This window comes from Pantoea sp. PvP021 (assembly GCF_054056055.1).
Window position 1 is genome coordinate 230,603 of the sequence record NZ_JBSRXX010000004.1, and the last position, 25,665, is coordinate 256,267.

Below are 25,665 nucleotides of genomic sequence, written 5' to 3' on the forward strand. Positions count from 1 at the left end.
CGGAAAAAAGCAATGAAATCAATCAATCCTATGCAGTTGCTGCGTCGCCGGGCAGAGGAAACCCTGTCAGAAACTATGCGCCGGCTTGGAGACGTTCAGCAGACATGGCAGAGCGCAGTGGCACAGCAGCAGCAACTGCAGCATTACGAACAGGAATATCAGCAGGCACTCCGGCAGGGAATGACAGATAAGGGGATGTGTGTAGCTGATCTGATTAATCAGCAGGCATTTATCCTGTCGCTTGGGCAGGTCGTCAAGCAGCAGGAAAAACACGTAAACCACTGCGCAGAGGCAGTCATACAGGCCAGACAGCTATGGGTTAAAGATAAACAGCGTCTTAACGCCTTCGAAACTCTTATTGTACGCCGCGAAGCGGCAGAGATGATGCGACAGAACAGGCAGGATCAGAAGCTCATGGACGAATTTGCGCAGCGCGCCGCTCGAAAAAGAGAACAACGATGAAAATTGATATAAACATGCTCATACCAGCCGGACAGAATAAAGCCTTGGTCCGGAATGCGGACTCTGCCGGTCTGTTCTCCCTTGCCCTTGTTCACCGGCTGACAGACGCTTTTATTCCGGTACAGGCAGAAAATATCGGTAAAGGGCAGCGTGTTGCAGGAAACAGGGACTTGCCCGATGAGGAGGAGGATGCGCTCGACGTTTTTCCTGAAAACGCCTGCTCTTCAGAAATAGCCTGTATGGTGCCTTCTGTGCAGCTGCCTGCGGTACCTGAAGCAGAGTGGTCTGCCAGCCCTGACAATAATCCGGACCTGTCTGCCAGCACAGTACAGTCTGCACACACTGGCTATACTCTGCCTTCAGCAGGCACACCTGATATCCAGGAAAACATGTCAGATCCCCACTGGATGCTCCAGCAACTGGTGAACAAAACGCCGCCTGCACGCTTTTCGCAGCAGGCTGTTCCGGTAAGTGCAGATAATCTTGTGTCACCTCAGTCCGGCACAGAAAAACACCTTCCCGGATTCCCTGATATGACAGGCATAGCCGACGCCGTATTTTCTGACGCGGGCACCCGGAACGGTATTACACAGACGCTTTCAGATCAGGAGATCAGTAATTCTGCAACGCTGTCCGTTCAGGCAGGCTCGCCGCTCGCCGCTACCCAACGCACGCTGTCTGCCTCCGGCCTGAGTCAGTCCGTCATCGTATCCCATGCTCCTGATTCCCCGGAATGGAAGCAGTCAGTAAGCCAGCATATAGCACTATTCTGTCGCGAAGGCATTCAGCACGCCAGTATATGTCTGCATCCTGAGGATCTTGGCGCGCTCCAGATAACACTGAAGCTCAGTGGAGAGCAGGCACACCTGCACATTGTCAGCGAACATGCACATGTTCGCCAGGCAATGGAGCATGCTATGCCTCAGTTGCGCAGCGCGATGGCTGAATCAGGTATTCAGCTGGGACAGACCAGCGTCAGTGCAGATAATCCCTTCAACGAAGACGGTACACATCAGCAGAAACACGCAAATCAGGAGCCGGGCAAGAACCCGCAGCAAAACGTCGCTGAAGAGGAAATTATTGTCTCAGCTTTGGCGGACGCTTCTTCCGCGCAAGAGTATGGGATCAATACCTTTGCATAATATAGCGAATTGCCGTCAGTAATGAAATTTCATTGCCTAATTATGCAGCGCTATACATGCATTACACTGTGCCGCAATTATCGGGGGCAGACAGTACTGTCACCGCGCAACTTAATCGGGTTTCTCAATGAGTACTGACAAAAAAAACGGAACAAACAAATCTGGCGGACGTTCGTGGGCATCTGTTCTGCTGGTACTGTTTTCTGCAACGGCCTGCGCTTTTGCAGGTTATCTGGTCTGGGAAATGAAGGCTAAAACAACCGATTTGGCACCAGCGGAAACGACTGTGAAAATAATCAGTGAAGATGTGCCTCACTATTTTCCCATGAACACGTTCACAGTCAGCCTGAAGCCCACGGCTGAGGAATCAGAGCGCGTTCTTTACGTGGGTTTTTCCGTGCAGGTTGCTGATGAGCAGTCTGCCAGCAGGCTGGAGAAATACCTGCCTATATACCGCAGCCGTATGCTGATGCTGTTTACTCAGCTGACTTATGAAGAGCTTTCCACCGATGAAGGCAAGCTTAAACTGATTCAGCGGATCAAAGATGAGCTAAGCAGGCCGGTAGTGACGGGAAGTGCTATCCAGCCGGTTGAAATTTTGATTAATGAATTTATTCTGCGGTGAATACAATGTCCGATAGTTTTTTGTCCCAGGATGAGATCGACCGTCTGCTGAATACAGACGCTGAAGCCGGTGATTCTTCATCAGGTCACCCGGCAGACAATGAAGTAAAACCTTACAACCCGCACACGCAGCGTCGGGTAATACGTGAGCGTCTTCACTCGCTGGAAATTATCAACGAGCGTTTTGCCCGTCAGTTTCGTATGGGGCTCTTTAACCTGCTTCGTCGTAGTGCAGATATCACTGCAGGGAACATCACTATTCAGCCATACCATGAATTTGCGCGAAATCTGCCGGTGCCAACGAACCTCAACCTGCTGCACCTCAATCCGCTACGCGGAACCTGCCTGATGGCCTTTTCTTCAGGACTTGTGTTTATGGCCGTGGATAATCTGTTTGGCGGAGACGGGCGTTTCCCGACAAAAGCAGACGGGCGGGAATTCACGCCTACAGAGCAGCGGGTTATTCACCGCATGCTTAACATGGCGTGTGAAGCGTATGAATTAGCCTGGAGCTCCATTTTTAAAATCAAAACCGAATATATCCGGTCAGAAATTCAGGTGAAGTTCACGAATATTACATCATCACAAAATGATGTGGTGGTAACTACTCCTTTTTCCGTCGAAATCGGTTCACACCGCGGTGAATTTAATATCTGTATTCCGTTCAGCACCATTGAACCACTGCGTGAGCTGCTGAGTAATCCACCCATGGATAACTCACGTTATGAAGATTCAAACTGGCGAAGCATGCTGGCCAGCCAGATGCGGGAAACTGAACTGGAGCTGGTAGCACGGTTTTCGGATGTGGAAACCCGGCTTTCAGACGTGATGCGTCTGAAGAAAGGGGACGTTATCCCGCTGGAAAAACAGGAGTTTATCGAAGCCTGTGCCGGCGGAGTTCCGGTGTTTACAGCCAGTTACGGCCAGGTAAACAACCAGTACGCGCTTAGAGTCGAACGCATGGTTCAGACTGCATTATCATCATTAAACAAGGAATAATTTCCTATGAGCGACATGTATACCTCTTCAGATGCCGATGTTACGGCTACCGAGCCGTCCTGGGGAGACGCAATGACACAACAGACTGCAGGAAGCAGTGACTTCAGCGGAATGAAGAATTTCCCCGAAGAGCTCAATCTGATTCTGGATATCCCGGTCAGAATGACAGTAGAGCTGGGACGCACCAAAATGACAATCAAAGAACTTCTGCGTCTCAGTCAGGGATCCGTGGTTGCGCTCGACGGTCTGGCCGGCGAGCCGCTGGACATTCTGATTAACGGTTATCTCATCGCACAGGGCGAAGTCGTTGTGGTTTCGGATAAATTTGGTGTCCGCATCACCGACATTATTACTCCCTCTGAACGCATGCACCGGCTGAGCCGGTAAAAACATTATGAAAAACGCTGCTCATACAATTTCGTCGCCCATCGGAAGTGGGGCTGTCCCCGCGGATACGCTCCTGATGACCCTCACCGGGTTTCTTGTACTGGTGCTGCTTGTTGTGCTGGCACTGATCTGGGCCTGGCGACGCTCAGGAATGATGCCCCGGTCAGCTCGTCAGGCCGGTAGTATTCATGTCGTGTCAACCCGCTCTCTGGGGGGGCGGGAGCGTCTGGTAATGGTGGAAACTTCGGGCCGCCGCTTACTTTTAGGGATCACAGCCGGCCAGATAACCTGTCTGGACGCAGAAGATAAGCCTGCTACGACAGAAGATGCCGCAGCGGAGACGGCCTCCTTCTCCGGTGTTCTGGAAGCTATCAGACAGCGCTGTTCCGGAGAGAAGAAATAATGCACATACGTACGCTCTTATCGACTGTGCTGCTGGGTACACTGTTTTTTCTGCCTGTCCGGGACGCACTGGCGGCAAACAGTGACATTGTTCTGGCCCGTTCAGACGGCACACAGAACTGGTCACTGCCTCTTCAGACGCTGGTGATGTTAAGCGGACTGACATTCATTCCCGGTGCGCTGCTGATGATGACCGGCTTTACTCGTATTATCATCGTGTTAGGACTGCTGCGCAGCGCGCTGGGGACTCCAACCGCACCGCCGAATCAGGTGCTGGTGGGCCTTGCGCTGTTTCTGACTTTTTATGTCATGTCTCCGGTTTTCACCAAGATATATGATAACGCCTGGCAGCCGCTGCAGAAAAATGCCATCACCATGGAAACGGCCCTTGAAGAAGGCGTGAAGCCCTTGCGGGGATTTATGCTGGACCAGACGCGGGAAAGCGACCTTGCGATGTTTGCGCGTATTGCAAAAGCCGGTGATTTCGCCGGTCCGGAAGCCGTTCCCCTGAGTATTCTGGTACCGGCATTTGTGACCAGTGAGCTGAAAACGGCATTTCAGATAGGGTTTACCGTATTCATTCCTTTTCTGATCATCGATCTTGTGGTGGCAAGCATTCTTATGGCACTCGGGATGATGATGGTGCCGCCTGCCACCATTGCATTGCCGTTTAAGCTCATGCTTTTTGTTCTGGTCGATGGCTGGCAACTTATGATGGGTTCGCTTGCCCAGAGTTTCTACAGTTAAGGAGAAAGCCGTGACCCCGGAAAGTGTAATGGCCATGGGAATGCAGGCCATCAAAGTTGGCCTGCTGATTTCGGCCCCACTGCTGCTGGTGGCGCTGGCGGTCGGGCTGATTATCAGCATTCTTCAGGCCGCAACACAAATAAATGAGATGACCATGACGTTTATCCCGAAAATACTGGTTATTGTCGGGACGGCTGTGCTGCTGGGACCGTGGATGATGAAAATTTTTATTGAATATGCACGCGGCCTGATTATCAACATACCTTATGTGATTGGCTGATGGCATTCGGACTTTCTCTGCCGGATATTTATGCACACTCCGCACACTATCTGTTTATTCTTTGCCGGATTGCCGTGCTTTTGCATGTTGCTCCCGTCTTCGGAGACAAAGCGGTCAGTCGCCGGCTTCGCACAGCGCTTGGATTCCTGATAACACTGCTGCTGGCTCCGGTTATCCCAGAGTCTCAGGCCGTTCTGATGTCTGCTGAGGGGGGCTGGATTTTATTCAGGGAGGCAATCACAGGCGCGGCATTGGGTCTTACACTGCAGTTTATCTTCAGCGCCGTGCGACTTTCAGGTGAAATAATTGGCATGCAAATGGGGCTTTCTTTTGCCAATTTCTACGATCCGGGCACCGGCAACAGTCCTGTCATTTCACGAATTCTCAATCTTCTGCTGACTCTGCTGTTCCTGACTTTTAACGGGCATCTATGGATACTGAGTCTGCTTGCGGAGTCGTTTACTATCCTTCCTGTCAGCAGTGCTCCGCTGATGAGTGCCGGAATGATGAAGCTGGCCGGTCACGCAGGGCTGATATTCAGCCAGGGCCTGATGCTTGGCATGCCGGTGATCGCACTTTTGCTCTGCATCAATATAACTCTCGGGTTGCTTAACCGCCTGGCTCCACAGCTGTCTATTTTTGTTATAGGCTTTCCGCTGACGCTGACAGCAGGCATGATGGCGCTTTATCTGATTGCCCCATCGATGCCTGTATTCACTGAGCACCTCATCGCCCGCATTTTCAGTGCAGCTTACAACATTCTAAAGGCTCTGAACTGATGTTGAGTGCCCGTTACCAGCCTGCGCACACCATTCTGGGAACGGTTTCGGTACCTGTAGCGAGCGCTTTGCCTTCAAGAAGATAAAGCCAGGACGTACCTTTTTCTCCAGGCTTTATCAGCGGGAAAACATAATCAGTGACGTTAGCATCCGAGCTTTTATCACCAAGGCGGCGGTTATGGCCTGTGACGGTCATACTGATTGTGTTGCCGGCAATCGAGGCATCATAACGCACTTCACGGTTTACGGGCTCGGGCGGCGCAACGCGCTTGTCTCCCTGAAATTGCGTGATGTTGCCTTCATAGGTCACATGCCCGCGGCTTAGTCCGTCCCGATAATTCCGGTAAATTCCGCGGGTGAGAGTGACTTCATCATCCCGCAGATCATAATAAGAGATGGGCATGGCGCAGCCTTCCCGTAGCGGGCTCGCGTACCATTCTTTTAATAACATTACACCAAGTGCCATAAAAGCACCCAGCACAAATACCATTGCGGCTTTCAGATTAACGAATGCGAAAGTAGAATGACTCACAGCCATTTTTCGGTTCCTCTACAGGCCTGTGACAGGCGATTAAACCCTGATATTTACTCAACCTGCCCGCGCCGAGTGTAATATAAAGTATGGATGCAGGCTTCTCACCAGGCCGCCTGATGAGCACATGGTTTGTATAGGTACTGAGTGTCGCCTGAATAAGTTCCTGTTGATCGGTTTTACCAGAAGGCACACGCACCTGCGTACCCTGAGGTATACCCGGCCCCTGCCAGTCCACAAAATTGATTGCAGGAATATCAACACGCAGAAGGGCAGTCAGAATCAATGCAATGATGAGACCCGTAAGCCCGCCCAGTAAAAATAACTTTACAAAACGGGCTGGAGAAGGCCTGGCTGCGGACTGTTTAACTGGCGCTGCGCGTTGTCGGTCATTATGAATACCCGGATAACTTTCAGCTGAAGCAGACTGGGCTGCCGGTTCCGGGTTAATGCCCTGTTCTCGTATAATAAGCCTGTAACCGCTTCGCGTGACGGCAAGCAGGGTGACAGTATCCTGAAGCTCCATAATGTTAAGCGCGCGCCGGAGTTTATTTATCATAACCCGCACGCTGTTTTCCGTTACCTCGACGCCTGCGCGCCGCCAGCCAATATCCATCAGCTGCTCCTGTGACAATACTTCTCCCTGCGCTTCCACCATTGCCCTGAGACACATACAGGCACTGGCTGGCAGACTAACGGAGTAGCCATCATGAGTTCGTGTGAGCGAACGCGTCTGCAGGTCCAGCGTTGCATTCGCTCCGAGCGCAATTTTGTTATCCATATATTATTGATTCTTATAATTCTGAGATTCATGATTTGCGGCAGATTTGCTTCCACAACGCATCTCACCGGTTTCATCTGAATCTGATGATATGAAAGAGATATTTATATTTACAGCTTTTTAAATCAACCACTTCTTAAGTAAAACCCCATCACTATTAATGTTATTAACACTTTATTTCCTGCCCGCAGCCGTGGCGCAGGGAGGAAAATGCTTTAATGCATCGATATTAATTGAGTGTGGCAGTTTTGTACACCTGCCATGAAACAGATAAACGACTCTCTGAAAGGGTTTTTGTTCCACTATCTCGCTGTTTTTCCGGGATTTGAACGTGCCGGACCCAATCCTCTTTTCAAGGCATATTCGGGCCGTATCTGTCCGGACACACATTGAGCATGAAATCATCGTGTTTTTAACAGCTATGGCATATGGGGTGGGGCTTAATCTGTACCAGGTTAATTAATATTATAAAACATGAATAAGCGCAGCGTGCGCCTGCCAATGCGCGTAATGCTGAGAAAAAAAAGCACTTTCAGAGTGATTCAAGTCCGGGATGCAGAAAATTTATCCCGATCCCGTGGCGTTACAGTCAGTGATGTTAAGCAAAAGACCGCACATGCAGGTTAATACACAGTGAGCCCCCGCTTCATGAGTAATCATGCACATGCCCGGGCTTTTTAGTTCTTACGGCCGGGAATGCTGTCAGACTTTTATAAAACGTGCGTGACCGACTCTCTAACCTGCAGGAAGTTCAGAAATACGGTGATGTTCATTTTCGGTCATATCCCGGGCGGATGGAGCATAAATGCGTGGTTATTGGTCGTTTGACAGGCAACTTTCATGAGAGGATTGAAGGGGCTGCATAATAAAATATCCCTCCAGTACAGCGTATTGCGCGTGTGCCTTTACAGGGAACATCAAATGTCACTTACAATCATACTTGTCATTTCTTTAATTATTTTATTCATAATATTTCAGACTTCCGTCATGCCAGTGGTACTGAAAACATATGGCGAGCGCACCCGCAGACAGGTCAGTGAAATGACTTCCAGCCTCCGGACGCAGCTTGACCGGGTTGAGGCGCAGCAGCGAACCGTGGTCGAGGAAATAGTAATGATGAAAAGCTATGCCGTTAATCCCGGATCAGCAGGTAAAGGAGGACTCTGTACCGACGCCAGCCAGGAGTATGCGCTCTTCAGTGCTGTGATGAGAACGCTGGGACAGCGCGTGGGAGGGCGTTTCTGGCTTGTAGATGAAAGCGGTCAGGTAGTGGCCGAGCCGGCGGGAGTAAATAATTTAAAGTTGCTGAGCGCTCCCGATCTTCCTATGGCTGATCCGCTGAAATCATTGCTTGCCCGAAAGACGGAAGGCCGAAGGCAGGCCATATTCAGAACAGCAAGCGGAGAACATATTCTTGTTGTGCAGCCTGTCATAAACAGACCCTGGCTGCTGGCCATTGATATGCCTGACCGGTGTCTCAATGAGAATACAGCTAAGATCATTTATGAGTCATGGCCGCTTGTTACGATGACGCTTGCCTGCACGCTTCAACTGCTGCGCGACCTGCTGCAGCATATCCCGGTGATGCAGAGAGAGCTTCCTGCTTTGATACTTGAAAGTGAGGCTGGTTCCCGCGCGGTAAGTGCTGGTATACCTGCTATTTTCCGCGAAATATCGGAACATATACAGGTGATTAGTGGGGCTGCTCAGCAGATTGGCTGGCTTAATGAGCAGTTGAACAGAATGCCCGGACAGGATGCCAATCTTACAGCCATGCTCGCGGACAGCTGTATGGCCGTGGTGTGCACGGTGTCGGAACTGAGCGAAGCCGCGCGGCGCATTGTTGATGTCTGTGGCATGCTGGTGCCCCTTTTAAGCCGGGCTTACACCTGTGCGTTACACAGTAGTGACAACGCATTTGCCCGCGAAGCAAAAGCTCTGGCGCAGTGCTGCGCCCGGTCAGCAGGAGAAATACCCGGTATCTTCACAAACCCGAGCCTGATGGAGTCCGGTAATCTGCCACCAGAATATCGCAGTAACGCACAGCTGTGTGAAGAACTTGGTGTCCTGAACAAGCGGCTAAAGCATGGCATTCGCCTGTAGCTGCTGACCTTCCGCCTGCATACACTCCCGATTTCGCCCGGCATTATCTGATATCGCCGGGCGTGTCCTTTTTCCCACTGTACCCATGTCCGTCAGACCTCCGGTACGTTATTCGGGTTGCTGGCACGGCTGTAAACTGATGAGGGCAGGATTCTGAATTTAATGACCCGTGCGCACATCAGCAGCAGGCACTGTATCCGGCTCATATAAGTGCAGACGCTGAAACAGCGTCGGATTTTTTATTCGTATGGGCACCATGTTCTTTTCAGCCTCGGCTGCCTCAACTCTCTCAGCCTGACAAGTTGAAACCTGCACTTAGTCGCGCTGTGTCCATCTGAAAACGCTAAGTATAAGCAGCTACATCCGGGAAAAGTTATCTGAAGATATGACGAAGCGGTGGGGCACGCTGACGCACGCAGGCTTACTGAGCTGCACATAATCCCAGCCCGGTCAGCAGAGCCTTACACCTTATGCAGGCAAAGTCATCCCTGCAGGTAGCCTTACCGGAACAAATACTGAGAGGTCCCCGTATCGACGGAGCAGGCGGAAACCGCAGGAAATAATTGCGCAAAGAAGGGTATATGCATAAAAAAAGCCCCCGGCGGCGGGGGCAAAGGTGCACTGACGTGCACCTTAACAATTGAGGTGCAGAAGGAGATTAACGCAGCAGGCTGAGTACGTTCTGCGGTACCTGGTTTGCCTGGGCGAGAACAGAAACACCAGCCTGTTGCAGGATATTGGCACGGCTCATTGACGATACCTCAACAGAGAAGTCCGCATCCAGAATACGTGAACGGGCTTCGGTTGTATTGATTACCGTGGTGTTCAGGTTGGCAATGATTGAGCTCAGGCGGTTCTGTTTTGCACCCAGATCAGCCTGGAAATCAGTTACGCCTGCCAGGGCACCATCCAGCGTATCAATGAGTGGGTCAGCCGCGCCTGATGCTGCTGACAGGACTGCCCTTCCTAAAACGTTTGTTGTCTGAATATCAGCCTGACCAGTCGTCGTCGCCACACCGTTATCAATTTCAAACGTCTGAACTTCGTATTCGCCATTTTTATGCGTAACGGCATATAAGTCACCGCTTGCTTTATCTTGGAAAATAACGGTGTTATTAGCCTTGTCAATGTCAGCCTTAAACAATTCTTTACCGATACTGAAAGGGTCAATTTTAACGTTGGTACCAGTAGTCTTGTCAGCAACCTCCGTACCGTATGCCAACAGGCTCATATTGTTAAGGTCAGGGGTTGTTGCTGCTTTATCATTAATAATAATATCAGCGTCGACTGCACTAAGTTTCTCGAATTTTAGAGTAGAATTTGCGTCAATTTCAGCGTCTGTGGTAGTAGTTGCATTATCCTTAAATTCTACGCCTGAAACTTCGTAAACTGCGTCGTTTTTTGTATTACGTGCGTAAATTTTAAAGTCAGCGGCACCTGCAGTGCCTGTATAGCTAAGTTCAACATCACCACTTGCTGAAAGAGTGGTGTCAATTTTCTGGAGTTGATCATAAACAGCTTGTTTATCGGAAGCTTGGTTAAGATTCCAATCAGTAGCGTCTGTAGTACCAGTTAAAGTACCCTTAGTCATACCAGTAATTGCAGTCGTGTCGCCTTGCCCGGTAACAGTAGGTGCGTCTGCTTTTGGGGCAGTAAACAGTGACTGAAGCTGATTATATTGTGATTCAAAACCATCGATCTTCAGGCCTTCAAGGGTCATCTCTTTAAGCTCAATGGCGATGGTATCATCACCCTTATCACCAATCTGAATGTTCAGCTCAGATTTTGAACCATCCAGTACGCTTACACCGTTGAATTTAGTGCTTTCAGCGATGCGCGTGATTTCGTTCAGGCGCTCTGAAATTTCTTTTTTGATGGATGAACGGTCATCAGAAGAGTTGGTGCCGTTTTTAGCCTGGACGGTCAGTTCACGGATACGCTGCAGGTTTTCAGTCACCTCTTCCAGTGCACCTTCAGTAGTCTGAGCCAGAGAAATACCGTCGTTGGCGTTACGTGCAGCCTGAGTCAGACCACGAATAGACGAGGTGAAGCGGTTAGCAATGGCCAGACCCGCCGCATCATCTTTTGCACTGTTAATACGAAGACCAGAAGACAGGCGCTGGATAGCGGTTCCCAGTGAGGTCTGGGATTTGTTCAGGTTGTTCTGAGCCATCAGGCTCAGTGAGTTGGTATTAATGACCTGGGCCATATCAGTATCCTTATGAATGATATAAAAGGTTATGTCTGAAATATGCGTTGTGTGTTGCGCATACTTAATTCATCGGGACGAAAAAAAAACTCTGAAATATTTTTTTTGGTAATTTTTCAGTTGCGCAGAATGCCGTAATTATTGTGCGCATTTCGGCCGATTGCGGATTTTAAGTGAGGGGGACAATGTTTGGGTGTGATTGTTATCTGCTGAGTATCAAAAAGATTACAGTTATTTCTCTATCCTCCGATAGAACTTATGAAATCCAGCATAAAATAAGAGGCGTAAAACATGGCATCTTTTCCCGTTCCAGGTATTGGTGGCTCCGGAATTGATTTTGAGACGATGATTGCGCAGCTGCAAAAAGCTGAGAGCCAGAAGCTCAATCCCTATCTGCAAAAGCAGCAGAAATATACCGGTCAGGTCTCTACGTGGGGCAAAATCTCAGGCTCGCTTGATACCATTAAAACCAACCTTGAAAAGCTTCAGGACGAAGGCTTTAACGGCGTGAGTGTGGGTACTAATACAACTTTCAAAGCCACCGCGCAGAAAGGTGCTGTACCCAACAGCTATTCCATGGTGATCAAGCAGCTCGCAAAATCCCATAAAGTAGGTTCGTCTTATCAGGATAACAGAGAGGATGACCTGGCGAAGGCATCTTCTACCATGACCATCAAAACCGGTGATGGTAAGGAAATGAAGGTAGAATTGCCTGCGGATGAGTCGTCGCTCGATGATATTGCCAAAAAAATCAACGGCAAAAATGGCAACGTTTCTGCATCTGTTGTTGCTGTCGGAAACAATCAGCATCAGTTAGTTCTGTCTTCAAAAAAAACCGGTGATGACGGTAAAATCACGGTCGATGTCCAGGGCGACGCAACCCTGAAAAGTGCACTGGAATATGAGCCGGGTAATAAAAACCCCCCAGACAACAACAAAGCAGGTCAGGTCACTGCGCCTGACAATGCGATTTTTTGGCTGGATGGCCAGAAAATTGAGCGCTCCGGTAACACAATTTCAGATGCTATACCGGGTATTACCCTGGAACTGCGCGAAGTTTCTGCAAAAGACCCGGATTCCACGACAGGCGATAAAGATAATCCGGATTTTTACAAGGCTGAAACCCTTTCTGTTACCGCGGACACGTCCAAAGTCAAAGGCCTGATTGAAAGTTTTGTCAGTGCGTATAACAGCTATCTTTCGGCAGCAGCGAGCGCCACAAATTATGTAGAGCCGGTTAAAACCTCCGGAGAAGAGCTTTCACAGCCCAGCGATGCCAACGGTGCTCTGCTCGGTGACGGTATCCTGCGGCGCCTCACCAGTCAGATGAAATCGGTCATCGGAAAAGACTACAGTGAAGCAAGTGATATGTTCCAGACGCTTGGCAGGCTTGGTATTGAGGTCAGTTTTGAGGACAGCAAAGACGGGGGCGCTGTAACCGGCAAGCTTAAAATTGACAGTAAAAAACTTGATGCCGCCCTGAAGGACCACCCTGAAGAAGCCGAAGCCCTCTTTCTTGGTACCGAAGGCAAAGGTGGCATCAAGGCAGGCATGGACGCGCTGTTTAAAGACTATCTCGGAGATAAAGAGGGGACCGTTAAAACAGATGGTGCCATTGCCGACTCTATCAAAGGACTCAAAGAGCAGGAAAGCCGTGTGGCGAAACAGATTGCCAGCATGGAAAAGCGCATTGAACAGAGCCTTGACCGCAGCCGCAATGAATTCCAGCGCCTTGACCAGGCCATCGGACAGATGAATAACCTCAGCAGTTCGCTTCAGTCTGCACTCGCAGGCATCATGTAATTAACTTAATACCGGGCAGCAGGGCTGCCCGCAGGATGGAGTCATGTATTGTAATACAGGCAAAAATGCTTACTCAGCCGTATCTCTGGACAGTGAAATTGCCGGAGCCACCCCACACCAGCTGATTACACTTTTGTATGATGGTGCGATTAATGCCATGCGACGTGCTGAAATTTACTTCCGGACCGGCGATGTCGCCCGGCGCGGGGAAATGATTTCCCGCGCTATCGCTATCATCGACAGCGGCCTGCGCGCAGCGCTCGATCACGAAGCGGGCGGCGAAATTTCAGAAAGGCTCGAGATGCTTTATGAATACATCTCACGCAGCCTGCTCCTGGCAAACCTCAATAAATCGGCCGAAGAACTGCCGCACCTCATTAATCTTTTGAGCGAGATGGCAGATACATGGAAAAGCATTAATCCGCAGCGCAGACAGGTGAATTATGCCCCATAATGCCCTGCTTCAGACGGAAGACCTTCTTGCCAGCAGCACTGAGCTGCTGGCATTTGCCACAGCAGAAGACTGGGTGAATTTTGGCGAACTGATGCCGCAATACATGCTCAGACTTCAGGCACTCTGTAATGTCTGTTTTTCTCTCAATGATCCTGATGCACAGGCACAGATAAAGCCTGTCATGCTGCGCCTGCAGGCGCAGCATGACGCTGTTATCAGCCATACCCGAAACCGTCTTGATCAACTCACTTACGCGGTGACTTCCCTGCAAAAATCCCGCAATACAGCGCGCGCCTACAGTGACTTTTGATGTACTGGGCCGATGGATGACAGAAAAAAACCCGCCTTGTGGCGGGTTAAATGCTACATGATAACGAAGGAGAGGGGCTAAATACTTATATTATATCTGTGACCGGTAAAGCCGAGTGCGGACTCACCCGCAGAACCATACAGCGTGGCGGTGTTATCCACATGCTCAACCACTTTTTTGCGGTGAGCACTTTTCTGCATATGGTCTTGTAATAACGACTCAACCTTATTATTCAGCTCTTTAGTGCTTTTTACTTTCTCATTTATCTGCTGCCAGCAGTGAAACAGTTTCACCTGCCCGGAATAGGGGGCCGCAACAGTGGAAAGCTGTTCCTGCTGACGCCGTAATTCGTCATAGTATTGGATTGCAGAAAGAAGCTTACTCTTGCTGTCGGTCAGTACCTGCAGAGAAACAGGATTGATGCAGGCTCTGCCGAGCTGGCTGACTTCTTCAAGCAGTATGGCTTCCAGTTCTTCCAGAGACGTTTTAATCTGGGTCAGTATCGGGTACAACTTGTTCATATCCTGATGAAGCCTTGCTGTTATTGAAACTGAAAAATGTCCCTGAGCAGGGCATTCGCGATTTTCTCAGGCTCAACAGGCAACTCATCTGCCTGCAGAGCTGTACGGATTCTGGCAACACGAGCATAGTCAATGTCCTGACTGTCATCAGACTGTATCATTTTCGTCAGTCTGCTCAGAGTGACGTCGCTCTTGTCCGTGTGTGTCGCTTTGGGCTGACCGGCAACGTTCTCATGCTGGCCAGCAGCGCGGGTACGAACGTCATGGCCAGTGGCCTGAGTGGTTATGCCTGCCAGATGCAGGCTGCTGCTGTCAATGCTCATAGTGATCCTCGCCGGTTAGGGCCTCGTCCAGATGCGTATACTGTTCTAATCGGAGTTTCCGGAAAAAACTAAAATTATTCCTGCAGTAAAACTAAAACCCGTCCGTCCTTATCAACCGTTCCGCTTACCGTGCGTCCTGCGGAAGTCTTTATTTTCACTTTTTCATCGACTGCTGCATTGCTCAGTGCACGTCCCTGACTGCGGATGCGAAATCCCTGTCCCGATGTCACAACTTCAACCTGCTGGCCGGCGCGAAGCTTCCACTGCTTTCGAAGATAATTCAGCAGAACTGGTGTTCCTGCACTGACAGCACGCGTCAGCCGCTGGCCAACAACCTGCTCAGGCATAAATGTCAGCCCTGCTGGTTGACCATCCAGTGATCCTGTATCCGGTTCAATATCACTGCGCTGTATTACCTGACCTCCGGGAAGATCCCGGCTTGCTTTCCAGTAAGTTCCGTTAGCATGGATCTCAGCTGGCAGATAAACATGACGCTTACCACACCGGGCAAGCACTGTGCGCCTGCCGGTAAGCCGCTTATCATTTCCCTTGATACTGAGCTCTGGCGAGGCACAGAGCATTGCAATCTGTTCCGGGGTGGCATGCAAAGAAACCGTGCGCACCACATCGTCTGATAACACCCCCGGGCTAGCCAGCAGCGCATTCAGCCGGATTGTCAGCGTAGTTTCGCTGATATTATTAACGGGCATGCTTGCCTGAGCACCTGCTGAGAAAACAAGCGTAAGCAACCCGGGCAACACGCGGTAAATTAGCCGCATAAATTCCCTCTGATATTAAAAAACGTAGTTCTGGTGTCTGGCTAAATTATACTCACATCATCAAGCAGTTGATTGCTTTTAATGCCATCATCTTTGTCAGCTATTAGCTGATTCACCGGTAAGAATATTTATGGAAAATTATTAAGTCTGCAATTGCGCTTATTTCTGTCAGCTCTTTGCAGTGTGATATTTCATCAGTGCTGTCTACACTATTGCGGTTTCAATACTGACAGGCAGGAGTCTCAGTAAATGATAAATAAGCTCGATGAAGCTTTTCGTTTTCAGCAGCAGGCGTTAAACCTGCTTTCAAGTCGTCAGGACGTACTGGCTTCGAATATTGCTAATGCAGATACGCCAGGTTATCTGGCCCGCGATATTGATTTTTCTGAACAGCTGAAAAATGCGATGAATAATACGGCAGTGAAATCACCGGTGACAATGAACGCGACATCTGACAGGCATCTTGCGGGCAACGCAATGCCATTTGATGACCCGGACCTGTTGTACCGTATACCGGATCAATCCAGTGCTGACGGCAATACGGTTGATATGGATCAGGAGCGGGTAAGCTTCGCTGACAATGCCATGAAATATCAGTCAGGCCTGACATTTATGGGTGCGGATATAAAAAAAATGATGTCAGTACTGAGCCAGGGGTAACTAATCATGTCGTTATTAAACATATTCGATATTTCAGGCTCGGCCATGGCCGCCCAGTCAAGGCGGCTTAACGTCAGCGCAAGCAATATGGCCAACGCTGACAGTGTGGCCGGCCCTGACGGTGAACCTTATCGTGCCCGTCAGGTGGTATTTGAAGCTGATACCGGCCCCGAAGGAACAGGGGGTGTAAAAGTCACTGAAGTCGTTGAAAGCGCAGAGCCCGCCCGCCTGCTCTATGAACCCGGCCACCCGCTTGCAGATGAACAGGGGTATGTACGAATGCCAAACGTCAATGTGGTCAGCGAAATGGTCAATACCATCTCAGCTTCACGCAGTTATCAGGCCAATGTGGAAGTGATGAGCTCGGCCAAATCACTGATGCAGAAAACGTTAATGCTCGGACAATAAGGACAAAGTACATGGTTGCTCCTCTCAACAGTACCCGCAGCACAGATAGTGGCTATGGAACGGGTAACAGCGCTGCTGATTTGTCAGACAGCTTTATGAAGCTGCTCGTTGCACAGATGCAGAACCAGGACCCCACCAACCCTATGGATAACAACCAGCTCACCGCACAGCTGGCGCAGTTTAATACCGCAGCAGGTGTGGAGAAGCTCAACACATCCATGACGGGCGTGCAGGCCATGATGGCACAGCTTGGCAGTATGAGTGCCGCCTCATGGGTCGGTCGCCACGTTCTGATTGAAGGCGATCCCGAAATTACCCCCACGCCGTCCCCCCGCGGTGACAGCGCCGGGTCGGAAAGCTTTAGCTTCCTGCTGGGCGGGGAGGCCGAAACGGTGACGGTTACGCTCACCGACAATGAGGGGAACGCGTATACCGCGGAACTGAAAAATGTGAACACAGGCGTTCAGACGTTCAGCTTCGAAGACCTGACAAACTTCAAGCCTGCCGTTCCCGCCCCTGACACCACTTACAGTCTCTCTTTTGAGGCCAGTAATTCAGGTGGCGATAAGCCGGAAATTTCAGGACTTATCCAGCGGCAGGTTGAAGGCGTGACCATGACCGCAAACGGAGCAGTCCTCCACTTACAGGATCATGACCCGGTCGGCATGGCCGATGTGGTAGTTATTCAGAAATAGTCGTAAACATACTTTTTGGGATCAGATTATGAGTTTTTCACAGGGCCTCAGTGGCCTGAATGCTGCATCAAAAGCGCTGGATGTCGTGGGCAACAATATTGCCAACTCCCAGACATATGGTTTTAAAAGTGGCTCAATTGCATTTGCCGATATTTTTGCAGGCACCAGCGGACTCGGCGTTCAGGTCGCAGGCGTAAATCAGAACTTTGCCGAGGGTGGTCTGGTGACCACTAACCGTAACCTCGATATGGGCATCAGCGGCAAAGGCTTCTTTCGTATGGTAAATGAAGGTGGCAGCGTCCTTTATGGCCGCAACGGTCAATTCGATCTGGATGCCAGCGGCAACATCATTAATAAAACAAACGGCCTGTTTCTGACCGGCTATCAGGCCACAGGTACTCCGCCGGCTATTCAGCCTGGCTCACCGGTAGGCCCCATCCAGGTGCCCTCTGGTGATATGCCACCCGCTGCATCAACGACTGGCAAAATCGCAGGAAATCTTGATGCCAGTGATAAGAAAATTGTCGGTGCCATATTCGATCCGGCGAAGGAGGATACTTATAACTACACAAGTCAGGTAGAGGCTTATGACAGCCTGGGAAATAAGCACACACTTAAACTTTATTTTGCCCAGGAGACAGCGGGCGACTGGAAAGTTCATGCTATTGACGAAACCTCACCGGGTACAAGCGGTAATGGATTCTCAGATCTTGCGCTTACCTTTGATCAAAACGGCAACCTCACTGGTAACGGCACGATAAATATTACAGGTAATTCCCTGAATGGCTCAGCGGCCCTGAGCGTAAATCTCGATTTATCCGGTATGACCAAATTCAGCGGAGAGAATCAGGTCAAACTTGACAAAATTGATGGCCAGTCTGCCGGTAAATACCAGAGCTTCTCTATTGGTGACAGCGGTGAAGTTATTGCGACCTACAGTAACGGTCAGCGACAGACGGTAGCGCAGATTGTACTGGCTGATTTTGCCAATAGCGGCGGCCTTGCTGCTGAAGGCAATAACGTCTGGAGCGAAACGCCACAGTCAGGGCAGCCTTATCTTGGTCTGTCTGGATCAGGCAGTTTTGGTGCCATCTCAGGTGGAGCCCTTGAGCAGTCAAACGTGGATTTAGGGCAGGAGATGGTAAACATGATTGTTTATCAGCGTAACTACCAGTCAAATTCACAGACCATCAAAACACAGTCTGAACTCCTCCAGACGCTGGTTAACATGCGGTAAGGACAGGTCATGGATCACGTTATTTACACCGCCATGAGTGCAGCCAGCGGAGCGCTTAATCGTCAGGCTGTGACAGCCGGCAATCTCGCCAATAGTTCAACTACAGGGTTTCGTGCACAGCTGTCAGCGTTTCGTGCAGCCCCGGTTGAAGGCGATACGATGCAGACGCGCACGCTGGTGGTGGAGTCCACGCCCGGACATGACGCTACTCCGGGTCCCGTTATGCGTACCGGGCGCAGCCTTGATGTCGCGATGCCGCAGGATGGATGGCTTGCCGTCATGAAGCCTGACGGGTCAGAGGCTTATACCCGCAACGGTGCGATTGAGTCTGACAGTCAGGGTGCGCTTTTCGTGGCTGGCCAGCCGCTGATGGGAGAGGGCGGGCCACTTGTGGCACCCCCACAGGCAAACCTTACCATCGCCCCGGATGGCACGATTTCCGCTCTGGGAGCAGGAGACGACCCAGCCGCTGTCACACCGGTTGGGCGTCTGAAAATGGTCAGCACACCGATGAATGCGTTGCGACACGGTGATGACGGGCTTTTCTATTCGTTAGACGGCAATCCCCTGGCGCGTGCGAATGGCCTTCGGCTTGAAACTGAATCGCTTGAAGGCAGCAACGTCAGTCCCGTGAAGGCCATGACCGAAATGATTGCAAGCTCCCGAGGGTTTGAAATGAACATGAAAGTGATTCGTACCGCCGACGAAAACGATCAGAAAGCTAATCAGTTGCTAAGCGTGAGCTGAGCCTCACCAGGAGTTACATCATGATCCGTTCTTTATGGATTGCCAAAACCGGTCTGGAAGCGCAGCAGACCAACATGGACGTCATCTCAAATAACCTGGCAAACGTCAATACCAATGGTTTTAAGCGCCAGCGTGCGGTGTTCCAGGACCTGCTTTATCAGACCATGCGCCAGCCTGGTGCGCAGGCGTCTGAACAGACCACGCTGCCAAGCGGACTGCAGCTCGGCACCGGAGTTCGCCCGGTGTCCACACAGCGGATCCACACGCAGGGTGGCTTTAATCAGACTGGCAACGAAACAGATGTTGCTATTGAAGGTAAAGGCTTTTTTCAGGTTCAGCTGCCTGACGGCAGCACGGCTTATACCCGTGACGGACATTTTGACAAAAATGAAAATGGTCAGCTGGTTAACGCCGAAGGCCATCCTGTACAGCCCGGTATTGTTATTCCGCCTGATGCCAAAGACCTGCAGATAAGCGCAGACGGTATCGTCAGTGTAACCATGGCAGGACAGGCCCAGCCTCAGCAAATAGGGCAGCTGACGCTTGCAACTTTCGTTAACGAAGCTGGGCTGGAAAGCGTGGGCGGAAACCTTTATCGGGAAACGCAGTCCTCTGGTGCGCCAAATGAGCTCAACCCCGGGATGGAGGATGCCGGCACGCTTAAACAAAGCTATATCGAGACGTCCAACGTCAATGTGGCTGAAGAGCTGGTCAGTATGATCCAGGTTCAGCGTGCCTACGAAATTAACAGTAAAGCGGTCTCAGCATCCGACCAGATGCTGCAACGCCTCTCACAGTTGTAATGACCTCATGGTCCGGCCTGACTGCAGGCCGGACAATTCAGTGATAATTAAATGAAAAGAAAATCAGTGTACTTAACCCGTATTAGCCAGCGTCTTGCGTTGCTGGCAGCCCCAGTGCTGCTGAGTGGCTGTGCGCATATTATGCAGAAACCGCTGGTCGACGGGCCAACCTCAGCTGAACCTTTACCGATGGCACTGGCTGCGAGTCATGGATCTTTATTTCAGGCCGGTCAGGCTATGAACTATGGCTATCAGCCGCTGTTTGAAGATCGCCGGCCGCGCAATGTGGGTGACACACTCACCATCCTGCTGCAGGAGAATGTGAGCGCAAGCAAAAGCTCCTCTGCCAGCGCTAACCGTAATGGTTCCGCCGATTTGGGCGTAACGGCACTGCCACCCCGCCTGAAAAATCTGCTGGGTGAAAGCATCGGGCCGTTTGAAGCCAGCGGTAAAAATGACTTTTCAGGCAAAGGCGGCGCGGCAGCCCGGAATACATTTACCGGCACGATCACCGTATCTGTCAGTCAGCTGCTGCCCAATGGCAACCTGCGGGTAGTGGGTGAAAAACAGATAGCCATCAATCAGGGAACAGAGTTTATCCGTTTTTCAGGTGTGGTTAATCCACGCACAATCAGCGGCAGTAATACGGTTTCCTCAACGCAGGTGGCGGATGCCCGGATCGAATATATCGGCAATGGCTATATAAACGAAGCACAAAATATGGGCTGGTTACAGCGCCTGTTCCTTAATCTTTCTCCATTCTGATATCTTATGAAAAAAGAAAAAATTATCATGATAATCAGTGCACTGTTCATGAGCATTGTGCTGAATATCCCTAAAGTTTCTCATGCTGAACGGATCCGCGATCTGGTTACAGTCCAGGGAGTTCGCCCCAATGCGCTGATGGGCTATGGCATTGTGGTAGGTCTAGACGGAACTGGTGATCAGACCATGCAGGCTCCGTTTACCGGCCAGAGCCTGAGCAATATGCTCTCACAGCTTGGTATCACAGTTCCTCCCGGAACCAATATGCAACTCAAAAACATCGCTGCGGTCATGGTGACAGCAGAGCTGCCTCCTTTTGCACATGCCGGTGACCGGATTGACGTGGTTGTATCCTCTCTCGGTAATGCAAAAAGTCTGCGGGGAGGGACGCTGCTGATGACGCCACTTAAGGGGCTTGATAATCAGATTTATGCAGTAGCTCAGGGTAACGTACTGATATCCGGTGCCGGCGCTCAGTCGGGCGGTTCACGTGTGCAGGTCAATCAGCTCAACGGCGGTCGAATCAGCGGCGGTGCCATGGTTGAGCGCGAAGTGCCTAATGATTTTGCCAGTCAGAATGTAGTGCGGCTGCAGCTCAGTGAGTCTGACTTTTCACTGGCGCAGAATATCAGCGATGCCATTAATAGCCGGTACGCCGGTGGCAGTGTCGCGGTGGCAGAAGACGCACGAACAGTACGCCTGTTTGCGCCTGCTGATGCTCCATCCCGGGTACGCTTTCTGGCAACCGTCCAGGACATACCGGTGAGCGTGAACGTTCAGGATGCACGGGTTATTGTGAATTCCCGTACCGGCTCGGTTGTTATGAATCGCCATGTCTCGCTGGATGCGTGTGCAGTAGCACACGGCGCACTGTCTGTTGAAATAGCACAAAACAATACGGTAAGCCAGCCCGATACACCGTTTGCCGGTGGTGAAACGGTAGTGCTCCCGCAGAATACCGTTACGGTCAGAGACGGTGGCGGGGCAGTGCAGAATGTTCGTACCAGCACTGATCTCAATGCCGTTGTCCGTGCCCTGAATAATCTCGGGGCAACGCCCAATGAGCTTATGGCTGTACTGGAGGCAATGAAAAACGCAGGTTGTTTGCGCGCGAAACTGGAGATCAACTGATGAACGAGCTTGATCGTTTCAGGGGCGCAGCCTTTGATGTCCGAACTCTGGACGGGCTCAGACGCGAAGCAAAACAGGCATCACCAGGCGCGCTCAGAGCTGCTGCAAAGCAGCTTGAGGCTGTATTTATACAGATGATGATGAAAAGCATGCGTGATGCCACATTTAAAGATGATCTGCTGCACAGTCAGTCATCCGACATGTTCACATCAATGCATGACGAGCAGGTGGCACAGAATATTGCAGCAGGTGGACACCTCGGCTTCGCCGATCTTATCGTACGACAGGCTGGTGGTGATACAACCCCTGCTGTCATCAGTGCACCACCACGTGAGCCTTTTTCATTGCCAAACAATGTTCACGCCCGCACTGCCACAGGCCCGCTCAGACTTCCGGCGCCAGTGGATTTTACGCCTGCAGGACAGAGTTCTGATACTTTTATCCGGCAACTGATACGTCCGGCAAAAGTGGCAGCTCAGCAAACTGGCGTGCATCCTCATCTCATTCTCGCGCAGGCTGCGCTCGAATCCGGCTGGGGCCGTAGAGAAATAACAACATCTGAGGGAAAGCCCAGCCATAACCTTTTTGGTATTAAAGCTACTGGTGACTGGCAGGGCAAAACCACTGAAATTACGACCACAGAATATGTTAACGGCGTAAAGCATAAGGTCCGCGCAGCCTTCCGTGTGTACGAGTCTTATGAGCACGCACTTTCAGACTATGCAAAATTACTGACGAATAATCCGCGTTACAAGCGTGTACTGAATTCTGCAAACCCGGAAATGGGTGCCAGAGCCCTCCAGGAAAGCGGTTACGCAACAGATCCAGCTTATGCCAGTAAGCTCGTCAGTATTATTCAAAAGATCAAAGGCAGCATTCAGCAGGGTGTTTCAGCCTACGGGAACGATCTATCGAAAATATTTTGAGTATTCATTTCAGATAATTTCAAAATCGCCGATGAAATAATCAGGGCATAAAACACTAACCCGGCATCCGGTGTCGGGCTGTCTACAACGGATGGCATTAAACGCATATGAATAACTTGTTTAATCTTGCTAAAAGCGGACTTAGCACAGCACAGTCCGCGCTAAGCATTGTCGGCAGTAATCTGACTAATGGTATGTCATCTTCCTACAGCCGTCGTGACATTATCATTGGCGAATCCGGCGGATTGACCACTGGCAACGGCTTTTACGGATATGGGGCAATGGTCAGGGGCGTTGAACGCGCCTATGACGCATTTGCCAGTTCGCAGCTTCGTACCTCCGTGTCTGTGTGGTCCGCGCTGGACGCGCGCAGCGAGCAGCTTACCGATATCGACAATATGCTTGGCGACGAATCTGACAACGTTTCCGTTTCTCTGGGCAACCTCTTTAAAGCAATGTCTACGCTCAGTGCTGATCCTTCAGACAGCGCCTCACGCTCTGCTGTATTTAACAGCCTTGGCGCGTTGACCCAGCGTTTTAATGAAAGTGGGAAGCGACTGAGCGGACTCGAAAAAAGTACCAATACGCACATTGAGCAAACGGTGAAAGATATTAACACCACCACCGAACAGCTGGCTGAAATTAACCAGCAGCTCGAGCGGATTCAGGCGCAGAATGGCTCTGTGCCTGCAGATTTACTCGATCAGCGTGATGAGCTTCTCGAGAGTCTTGGCGGACAGATAGGAATTGAGGTCAGTGAAAACAAAATCACGGGGCGGGTTGATGTAACTCTTGCAGATGGCCGCCCGCTGGTCTCCGGAGAGCAGGCCTATCGCTTTTCTGCAGGCCCGTCGTCAGCTGATCCGGGAAAAACATCTGTCTCTTACATCGGCAGTGATGGCAAGGCAGCAGAGCTAGACGAAAGCCGTATAACCAAAGGCCGGCTGGCCGGACTGTTCAGATTCCGTAATGATGACCTTGCCACAGCGCGCAGTGAGCTCAATGAAATGGCTTTCGTGATGGCAAGCCGCATGAATCAGCAGCATAAACTGGGCGTCGACAAGAACGGACAAGCAGGAGAAGAAATTTTTAACCTGCCTGATCCAAAGGCTATAGGCAGTTCTGGCAATCAGGGCAGCGGAGCATTCAGCAGTATTAAGGTTGATGATTACACGCAGGTAAAATCTCAGGATTACACGATCAGTTTCGATGGCACAAACTGGACAGTGACCGATGCATCAGGAAATCAACAAACCGCAAATCCGGGGCAGGAGCTCGCCTTCGACGGCATAAAAGTCGACACAACCGGCATGAATCCGTCTCCGGGAGACAATTTCACACTCAATCCTATGGCAGGCATGGCAGAAGGTATCAGTCGTCACCTCACTGATGCTGATCAGATTGCCGCAGCCAAAACGCGTGGTGCATCAGACGACAACGAAAACATCAAGGCACTGCTGGAAATACAGAACGAAAAACTCATTAAAGGAGATACGCTGACCGGTGCCTATACCCGCCTTGTCGGTACCATCGGAGCCAGTGCAAAATCAGTACAGTCCGGACTCAAATCAGCCACCACTGATCTTGAAACAAAGTACAACACCAAGCAGGCCCTCTCTGGTGTTGATATGAATGAAGAGATGGTCAACATGCAGATGTTCATGCAGTACTACCAGGCTAACAGTCAGATCCTGCAGACTGCCACGACGCTCTTCGATACGCTGCTCACCATCAGATAAAGGAAAAAAAGATGCGGATAAGCACGCTTTATATGTTTAAGCAAAGCGCGGAGAGCATGTCGAAGCGCGTCAGTGAAAACAATGAGGTCTACATGAAACTCTCTTCCGGAAAAACGCTGCTTCGTGCATCGGATGATCCGCAGGGAGCAACAGACGCAGTTCGCTATCAGGATGCTCTTTCGCAGCTTGAGCTCTACAGCGATGCACGTTCACGTGTGCGCGGTACCCTGCAACATGAAGAAAACATCCTGAATGGCGTAAGCGCCCTCTATGCAACGCTGAATGAGAAAGCCGTTGCGGCTAAATCTGAAAGCTCAGATGAAGCAAGGCATGCGCTGGGCGCTGAAATAAAAGGCATCCGGGATAATTTGCTGGACCTCGCTAATAACCGCGATAGCAGTGGGCGCTATATTTTCGCCGGATATGACACAGATTCTGCAGCTTTTGATGCGTCCGGAAATTATCAGGGTGGCACTACAGTAAAAACATTGTCAGTAGCAGAGGGCTCAGAAATGCCATCTGGACATCTTGGCGATGAGGTTTTTGACAGTATCTTCTCCATTGCTGACAAAGCTATAACAGAACTGAATAATACACCTGTTGATGAAGCAACTCTGAAGGTTGCACTACAAGACCTCATGGATAGCCTCAGCACAGGACTTGAAAAAGTCGGCAAGGCTCAGGCCGAAATTGGCACAAATCTTCAGCAGCTGGACGCACTGGATACAAATGGCGATGTGCTGATTAATGACACGATTGTAAAAGTTCAGAATGCAATCGGTTCAGATTATGGAACGATGACATCATTAATAATGGACTCAAAAATGTCTGAATTTGCGCTGAATGCTTCAATGATGGTGTTTCAGTCAATGCAGAAAATGAATCTGTTCAATCGTTAAACTTCTCCCTTTAATCTC

General features: G+C 50.5%; 30 protein-coding genes. 24 read left to right on the plus strand and 6 right to left on the minus strand.

What is annotated here, in order from left to right; genetic code table 11:
- Window positions 1–12: 12 nt before the first annotated feature.
- From fliJ to fliR, 9 genes are all read left to right on the plus strand, one after another.
- Complete coding sequence (gene fliJ / locus ACVKSX_RS14130; RefSeq protein WP_132499834.1) at window positions 13–462, plus strand: flagellar export protein FliJ; 450 nt, start codon at window positions 13–15, stop codon at window positions 460–462.
- Entirely contained in the window at window positions 459–1,604 is a 1,146-nt protein-coding gene (locus ACVKSX_RS14135) for a flagellar hook-length control protein FliK (protein WP_163762632.1), read from the plus strand. The genes fliJ and ACVKSX_RS14135 overlap by 4 nt, the downstream gene beginning before the upstream one ends.
- Window positions 1,605–1,731: 127 nt before the next feature.
- The gene (locus ACVKSX_RS14140) at window positions 1,732–2,229 is read left to right on the plus strand and encodes a flagellar basal body-associated FliL family protein (protein WP_132499835.1); all 498 of its coding nucleotides are present in this window, start codon (window positions 1,732–1,734) and stop codon (window positions 2,227–2,229) included.
- 5 nt (window positions 2,230–2,234) lie between these two features.
- A complete protein-coding gene (gene fliM / locus ACVKSX_RS14145; protein ID WP_132499836.1) occupies window positions 2,235–3,227 on the plus strand; it encodes a flagellar motor switch protein FliM in 993 nt (330 codons plus the stop codon).
- A gap of 6 nt (window positions 3,228–3,233) precedes the next feature.
- Window positions 3,234–3,614, plus strand: coding sequence for a flagellar motor switch protein FliN (fliN, locus tag ACVKSX_RS14150; protein ID WP_132499837.1), 381 nt, complete (start codon window positions 3,234–3,236; stop codon window positions 3,612–3,614).
- Window positions 3,615–3,690: 76 nt separating this feature from the next.
- Window positions 3,691–4,017 carry a flagellar biosynthetic protein FliO gene (fliO, locus tag ACVKSX_RS14155; protein ID WP_161973551.1) on the plus strand — a complete coding sequence of 109 codons (327 nt, stop codon included), beginning with the start codon at window positions 3,691–3,693 and terminating at the stop codon, window positions 4,015–4,017.
- Window positions 4,017–4,763: a flagellar type III secretion system pore protein FliP gene (gene fliP / locus ACVKSX_RS14160; RefSeq protein WP_163762633.1), complete on the plus strand. Its 747-nt coding sequence runs from the start codon at window positions 4,017–4,019 to the stop codon at window positions 4,761–4,763. Before fliO ends, fliP begins: the two co-directional genes overlap by 1 nt.
- 10 nt (window positions 4,764–4,773) lie before the next feature.
- A complete protein-coding gene (gene fliQ, locus ACVKSX_RS14165; protein WP_163762634.1) occupies window positions 4,774–5,043 on the plus strand; it encodes a flagellar biosynthesis protein FliQ in 270 nt (89 codons plus the stop codon).
- Window positions 5,043–5,822 carry a flagellar biosynthetic protein FliR gene (gene fliR / locus ACVKSX_RS14170; protein ID WP_163762635.1) on the plus strand — a complete coding sequence of 260 codons (780 nt, stop codon included), beginning with the start codon at window positions 5,043–5,045 and terminating at the stop codon, window positions 5,820–5,822. The genes fliQ and fliR overlap by 1 nt, the downstream gene beginning before the upstream one ends.
- A gap of 13 nt (window positions 5,823–5,835) precedes the next feature.
- On the opposite strand, the gene ACVKSX_RS14175 is transcribed toward fliR, so the two are convergent.
- Together ACVKSX_RS14175 and ACVKSX_RS14180 are read right to left on the minus strand one after the other, a co-directional pair.
- The gene (locus tag ACVKSX_RS14175) at window positions 5,836–6,360 is read right to left on the minus strand and encodes a hypothetical protein (RefSeq protein ID WP_163762636.1); all 525 of its coding nucleotides are present in this window, start codon (window positions 6,358–6,360) and stop codon (window positions 5,836–5,838) included.
- Complete coding sequence (locus ACVKSX_RS14180) at window positions 6,326–7,135, minus strand: winged helix-turn-helix domain-containing protein (RefSeq protein WP_163762637.1); 810 nt, start codon at window positions 7,133–7,135, stop codon at window positions 6,326–6,328. Before ACVKSX_RS14180 ends, ACVKSX_RS14175 begins: the two co-directional genes overlap by 35 nt.
- 921 nt (window positions 7,136–8,056) lie before the next feature.
- On the opposite strand from ACVKSX_RS14180, the gene ACVKSX_RS14185 reads away from it, so the two are divergent.
- Entirely contained in the window at window positions 8,057–9,238 is a 1,182-nt protein-coding gene (locus tag ACVKSX_RS14185; RefSeq protein ID WP_163762638.1) for a hypothetical protein, read from the plus strand.
- A gap of 658 nt (window positions 9,239–9,896) precedes the next feature.
- On the opposite strand, the gene ACVKSX_RS14190 is transcribed toward ACVKSX_RS14185, so the two are convergent.
- A complete protein-coding gene (locus tag ACVKSX_RS14190) occupies window positions 9,897–11,447 on the minus strand; it encodes a flagellin N-terminal helical domain-containing protein (protein WP_163762639.1) in 1,551 nt (516 codons plus the stop codon).
- A 291-nt stretch (window positions 11,448–11,738) separates the two neighbouring features.
- Between ACVKSX_RS14190 and fliD the strand changes: the two genes are divergently transcribed.
- The 3 genes from fliD to ACVKSX_RS14205 are packed head-to-tail and all read left to right on the plus strand — an operon-like array spanning window position 11,739 to window position 14,014.
- Complete coding sequence (gene fliD, locus ACVKSX_RS14195) at window positions 11,739–13,250, plus strand: flagellar filament capping protein FliD (RefSeq protein ID WP_163762640.1); 1,512 nt, start codon at window positions 11,739–11,741, stop codon at window positions 13,248–13,250.
- Between the two features lie 43 nt (window positions 13,251–13,293).
- A complete protein-coding gene (gene fliS, locus ACVKSX_RS14200; protein ID WP_132499847.1) occupies window positions 13,294–13,704 on the plus strand; it encodes a flagellar export chaperone FliS in 411 nt (136 codons plus the stop codon).
- Entirely contained in the window at window positions 13,694–14,014 is a 321-nt protein-coding gene (locus ACVKSX_RS14205) for a flagellar protein FliT (RefSeq protein ID WP_163762641.1), read from the plus strand. The genes fliS and ACVKSX_RS14205 overlap by 11 nt, the downstream gene beginning before the upstream one ends.
- Window positions 14,015–14,091: 77 nt before the next feature.
- Here ACVKSX_RS14205 and ACVKSX_RS14210 read toward each other — a convergent pair whose 3' ends face one another.
- The 3 genes from ACVKSX_RS14210 to flgA form a co-directional block, all read right to left on the minus strand.
- Window positions 14,092–14,535 carry a flagella synthesis protein FlgN gene (locus tag ACVKSX_RS14210; RefSeq protein ID WP_132499849.1) on the minus strand — a complete coding sequence of 148 codons (444 nt, stop codon included), beginning with the start codon at window positions 14,533–14,535 and terminating at the stop codon, window positions 14,092–14,094.
- 20 nt (window positions 14,536–14,555) lie between these two features.
- On the minus strand, window positions 14,556–14,858 hold the full coding sequence (gene flgM / locus ACVKSX_RS14215; RefSeq protein WP_132499850.1) for a flagellar biosynthesis anti-sigma factor FlgM: 303 nt from the start codon (window positions 14,856–14,858) through the stop codon (window positions 14,556–14,558).
- Window positions 14,859–14,932: 74 nt separating this feature from the next.
- A complete protein-coding gene (gene flgA / locus ACVKSX_RS14220; RefSeq protein ID WP_238697674.1) occupies window positions 14,933–15,568 on the minus strand; it encodes a flagellar basal body P-ring formation chaperone FlgA in 636 nt (211 codons plus the stop codon).
- Window positions 15,569–15,886: 318 nt separating this feature from the next.
- On the opposite strand from flgA, the gene flgB reads away from it, so the two are divergent.
- The 11 genes from flgB to flgL all read left to right on the plus strand — a co-directional run bounded on the left by flgB (window position 15,887) and on the right by flgL (window position 25,647).
- A complete protein-coding gene (gene flgB / locus ACVKSX_RS14225) occupies window positions 15,887–16,297 on the plus strand; it encodes a flagellar basal body rod protein FlgB (RefSeq protein WP_163762643.1) in 411 nt (136 codons plus the stop codon).
- A 6-nt stretch (window positions 16,298–16,303) separates the two neighbouring features.
- Complete coding sequence (gene flgC / locus ACVKSX_RS14230) at window positions 16,304–16,705, plus strand: flagellar basal body rod protein FlgC (RefSeq protein ID WP_132499853.1); 402 nt, start codon at window positions 16,304–16,306, stop codon at window positions 16,703–16,705.
- A gap of 11 nt (window positions 16,706–16,716) precedes the next feature.
- On the plus strand, window positions 16,717–17,400 hold the full coding sequence (locus ACVKSX_RS14235) for a flagellar hook assembly protein FlgD (RefSeq protein ID WP_132499854.1): 684 nt from the start codon (window positions 16,717–16,719) through the stop codon (window positions 17,398–17,400).
- A gap of 28 nt (window positions 17,401–17,428) precedes the next feature.
- On the plus strand, window positions 17,429–18,637 hold the full coding sequence (flgE, locus tag ACVKSX_RS14240; protein ID WP_163762644.1) for a flagellar hook protein FlgE: 1,209 nt from the start codon (window positions 17,429–17,431) through the stop codon (window positions 18,635–18,637).
- Window positions 18,638–18,646: 9 nt separating this feature from the next.
- Complete coding sequence (locus tag ACVKSX_RS14245; protein WP_132499856.1) at window positions 18,647–19,384, plus strand: flagellar basal body rod protein FlgF; 738 nt, start codon at window positions 18,647–18,649, stop codon at window positions 19,382–19,384.
- 20 nt (window positions 19,385–19,404) lie between these two features.
- Window positions 19,405–20,187: a flagellar basal-body rod protein FlgG gene (flgG, locus tag ACVKSX_RS14250; protein ID WP_132499857.1), complete on the plus strand. Its 783-nt coding sequence runs from the start codon at window positions 19,405–19,407 to the stop codon at window positions 20,185–20,187.
- 51 nt (window positions 20,188–20,238) lie between these two features.
- On the plus strand, window positions 20,239–20,952 hold the full coding sequence (locus tag ACVKSX_RS14255) for a flagellar basal body L-ring protein FlgH (RefSeq protein ID WP_132499858.1): 714 nt from the start codon (window positions 20,239–20,241) through the stop codon (window positions 20,950–20,952).
- 27 nt (window positions 20,953–20,979) lie between these two features.
- Window positions 20,980–22,083 carry a flagellar basal body P-ring protein FlgI gene (locus tag ACVKSX_RS14260; RefSeq protein WP_274594800.1) on the plus strand — a complete coding sequence of 368 codons (1,104 nt, stop codon included), beginning with the start codon at window positions 20,980–20,982 and terminating at the stop codon, window positions 22,081–22,083.
- Complete coding sequence (gene flgJ, locus ACVKSX_RS14265) at window positions 22,083–23,009, plus strand: flagellar assembly peptidoglycan hydrolase FlgJ (RefSeq protein ID WP_132499860.1); 927 nt, start codon at window positions 22,083–22,085, stop codon at window positions 23,007–23,009. Before ACVKSX_RS14260 ends, flgJ begins: the two co-directional genes overlap by 1 nt.
- 107 nt (window positions 23,010–23,116) lie before the next feature.
- Entirely contained in the window at window positions 23,117–24,748 is a 1,632-nt protein-coding gene (flgK, locus tag ACVKSX_RS14270; RefSeq protein ID WP_163762645.1) for a flagellar hook-associated protein FlgK, read from the plus strand.
- An 11-nt stretch (window positions 24,749–24,759) separates the two neighbouring features.
- Entirely contained in the window at window positions 24,760–25,647 is an 888-nt protein-coding gene (flgL, locus tag ACVKSX_RS14275) for a flagellar hook-associated protein FlgL (RefSeq protein ID WP_132499862.1), read from the plus strand.
- The last annotated feature ends 18 nt before the right edge of the window (window positions 25,648–25,665 follow it).

Excerpts from the sequence above, each read along its gene's own strand:
- fliJ (WP_132499834.1), top strand. The coding sequence starts at position 13 with ATGAAATCAATCAATCCTATGCAGTTGCTGCGTCGCCGGGCAGAGGAA.
- ACVKSX_RS14135 (WP_163762632.1), top strand. The coding sequence starts at position 459 with ATGAAAATTGATATAAACATGCTCATACCAGCCGGACAGAATAAAGCC.
- ACVKSX_RS14140 (WP_132499835.1), top strand. The coding sequence starts at position 1,732 with ATGAGTACTGACAAAAAAAACGGAACAAACAAATCTGGCGGACGTTCG.
- fliM (WP_132499836.1), top strand. The coding sequence starts at position 2,235 with ATGTCCGATAGTTTTTTGTCCCAGGATGAGATCGACCGTCTGCTGAAT.
- fliN (WP_132499837.1), top strand. The coding sequence starts at position 3,234 with ATGAGCGACATGTATACCTCTTCAGATGCCGATGTTACGGCTACCGAG.
- fliO (WP_161973551.1), top strand. The coding sequence starts at position 3,691 with ATGACCCTCACCGGGTTTCTTGTACTGGTGCTGCTTGTTGTGCTGGCA.
- fliP (WP_163762633.1), top strand. The coding sequence starts at position 4,017 with ATGCACATACGTACGCTCTTATCGACTGTGCTGCTGGGTACACTGTTT.
- fliR (WP_163762635.1), top strand. The coding sequence starts at position 5,043 with ATGGCATTCGGACTTTCTCTGCCGGATATTTATGCACACTCCGCACAC.
- ACVKSX_RS14175 (WP_163762636.1), bottom strand. The coding sequence starts at position 6,360 with ATGGCTGTGAGTCATTCTACTTTCGCATTCGTTAATCTGAAAGCCGCA.
- ACVKSX_RS14180 (WP_163762637.1), bottom strand. The coding sequence starts at position 7,135 with ATGGATAACAAAATTGCGCTCGGAGCGAATGCAACGCTGGACCTGCAG.
- ACVKSX_RS14185 (WP_163762638.1), top strand. The coding sequence starts at position 8,057 with ATGTCACTTACAATCATACTTGTCATTTCTTTAATTATTTTATTCATA.
- ACVKSX_RS14190 (WP_163762639.1), bottom strand. The coding sequence starts at position 11,447 with ATGGCCCAGGTCATTAATACCAACTCACTGAGCCTGATGGCTCAGAAC.
- fliD (WP_163762640.1), top strand. The coding sequence starts at position 11,739 with ATGGCATCTTTTCCCGTTCCAGGTATTGGTGGCTCCGGAATTGATTTT.
- fliS (WP_132499847.1), top strand. The coding sequence starts at position 13,294 with ATGTATTGTAATACAGGCAAAAATGCTTACTCAGCCGTATCTCTGGAC.
- ACVKSX_RS14205 (WP_163762641.1), top strand. The coding sequence starts at position 13,694 with ATGCCCCATAATGCCCTGCTTCAGACGGAAGACCTTCTTGCCAGCAGC.
- ACVKSX_RS14210 (WP_132499849.1), bottom strand. The coding sequence starts at position 14,535 with ATGAACAAGTTGTACCCGATACTGACCCAGATTAAAACGTCTCTGGAA.
- flgM (WP_132499850.1), bottom strand. The coding sequence starts at position 14,858 with ATGAGCATTGACAGCAGCAGCCTGCATCTGGCAGGCATAACCACTCAG.
- flgA (WP_238697674.1), bottom strand. The coding sequence starts at position 15,568 with ATGCCCGTTAATAATATCAGCGAAACTACGCTGACAATCCGGCTGAAT.
- flgB (WP_163762643.1), top strand. The coding sequence starts at position 15,887 with ATGATAAATAAGCTCGATGAAGCTTTTCGTTTTCAGCAGCAGGCGTTA.
- flgC (WP_132499853.1), top strand. The coding sequence starts at position 16,304 with ATGTCGTTATTAAACATATTCGATATTTCAGGCTCGGCCATGGCCGCC.
- ACVKSX_RS14235 (WP_132499854.1), top strand. The coding sequence starts at position 16,717 with ATGGTTGCTCCTCTCAACAGTACCCGCAGCACAGATAGTGGCTATGGA.
- flgE (WP_163762644.1), top strand. The coding sequence starts at position 17,429 with ATGAGTTTTTCACAGGGCCTCAGTGGCCTGAATGCTGCATCAAAAGCG.
- ACVKSX_RS14245 (WP_132499856.1), top strand. The coding sequence starts at position 18,647 with ATGGATCACGTTATTTACACCGCCATGAGTGCAGCCAGCGGAGCGCTT.
- flgG (WP_132499857.1), top strand. The coding sequence starts at position 19,405 with ATGATCCGTTCTTTATGGATTGCCAAAACCGGTCTGGAAGCGCAGCAG.
- ACVKSX_RS14255 (WP_132499858.1), top strand. The coding sequence starts at position 20,239 with ATGAAAAGAAAATCAGTGTACTTAACCCGTATTAGCCAGCGTCTTGCG.
- ACVKSX_RS14260 (WP_274594800.1), top strand. The coding sequence starts at position 20,980 with ATGATAATCAGTGCACTGTTCATGAGCATTGTGCTGAATATCCCTAAA.
- flgJ (WP_132499860.1), top strand. The coding sequence starts at position 22,083 with ATGAACGAGCTTGATCGTTTCAGGGGCGCAGCCTTTGATGTCCGAACT.
- flgK (WP_163762645.1), top strand. The coding sequence starts at position 23,117 with ATGAATAACTTGTTTAATCTTGCTAAAAGCGGACTTAGCACAGCACAG.
- flgL (WP_132499862.1), top strand. The coding sequence starts at position 24,760 with ATGCGGATAAGCACGCTTTATATGTTTAAGCAAAGCGCGGAGAGCATG.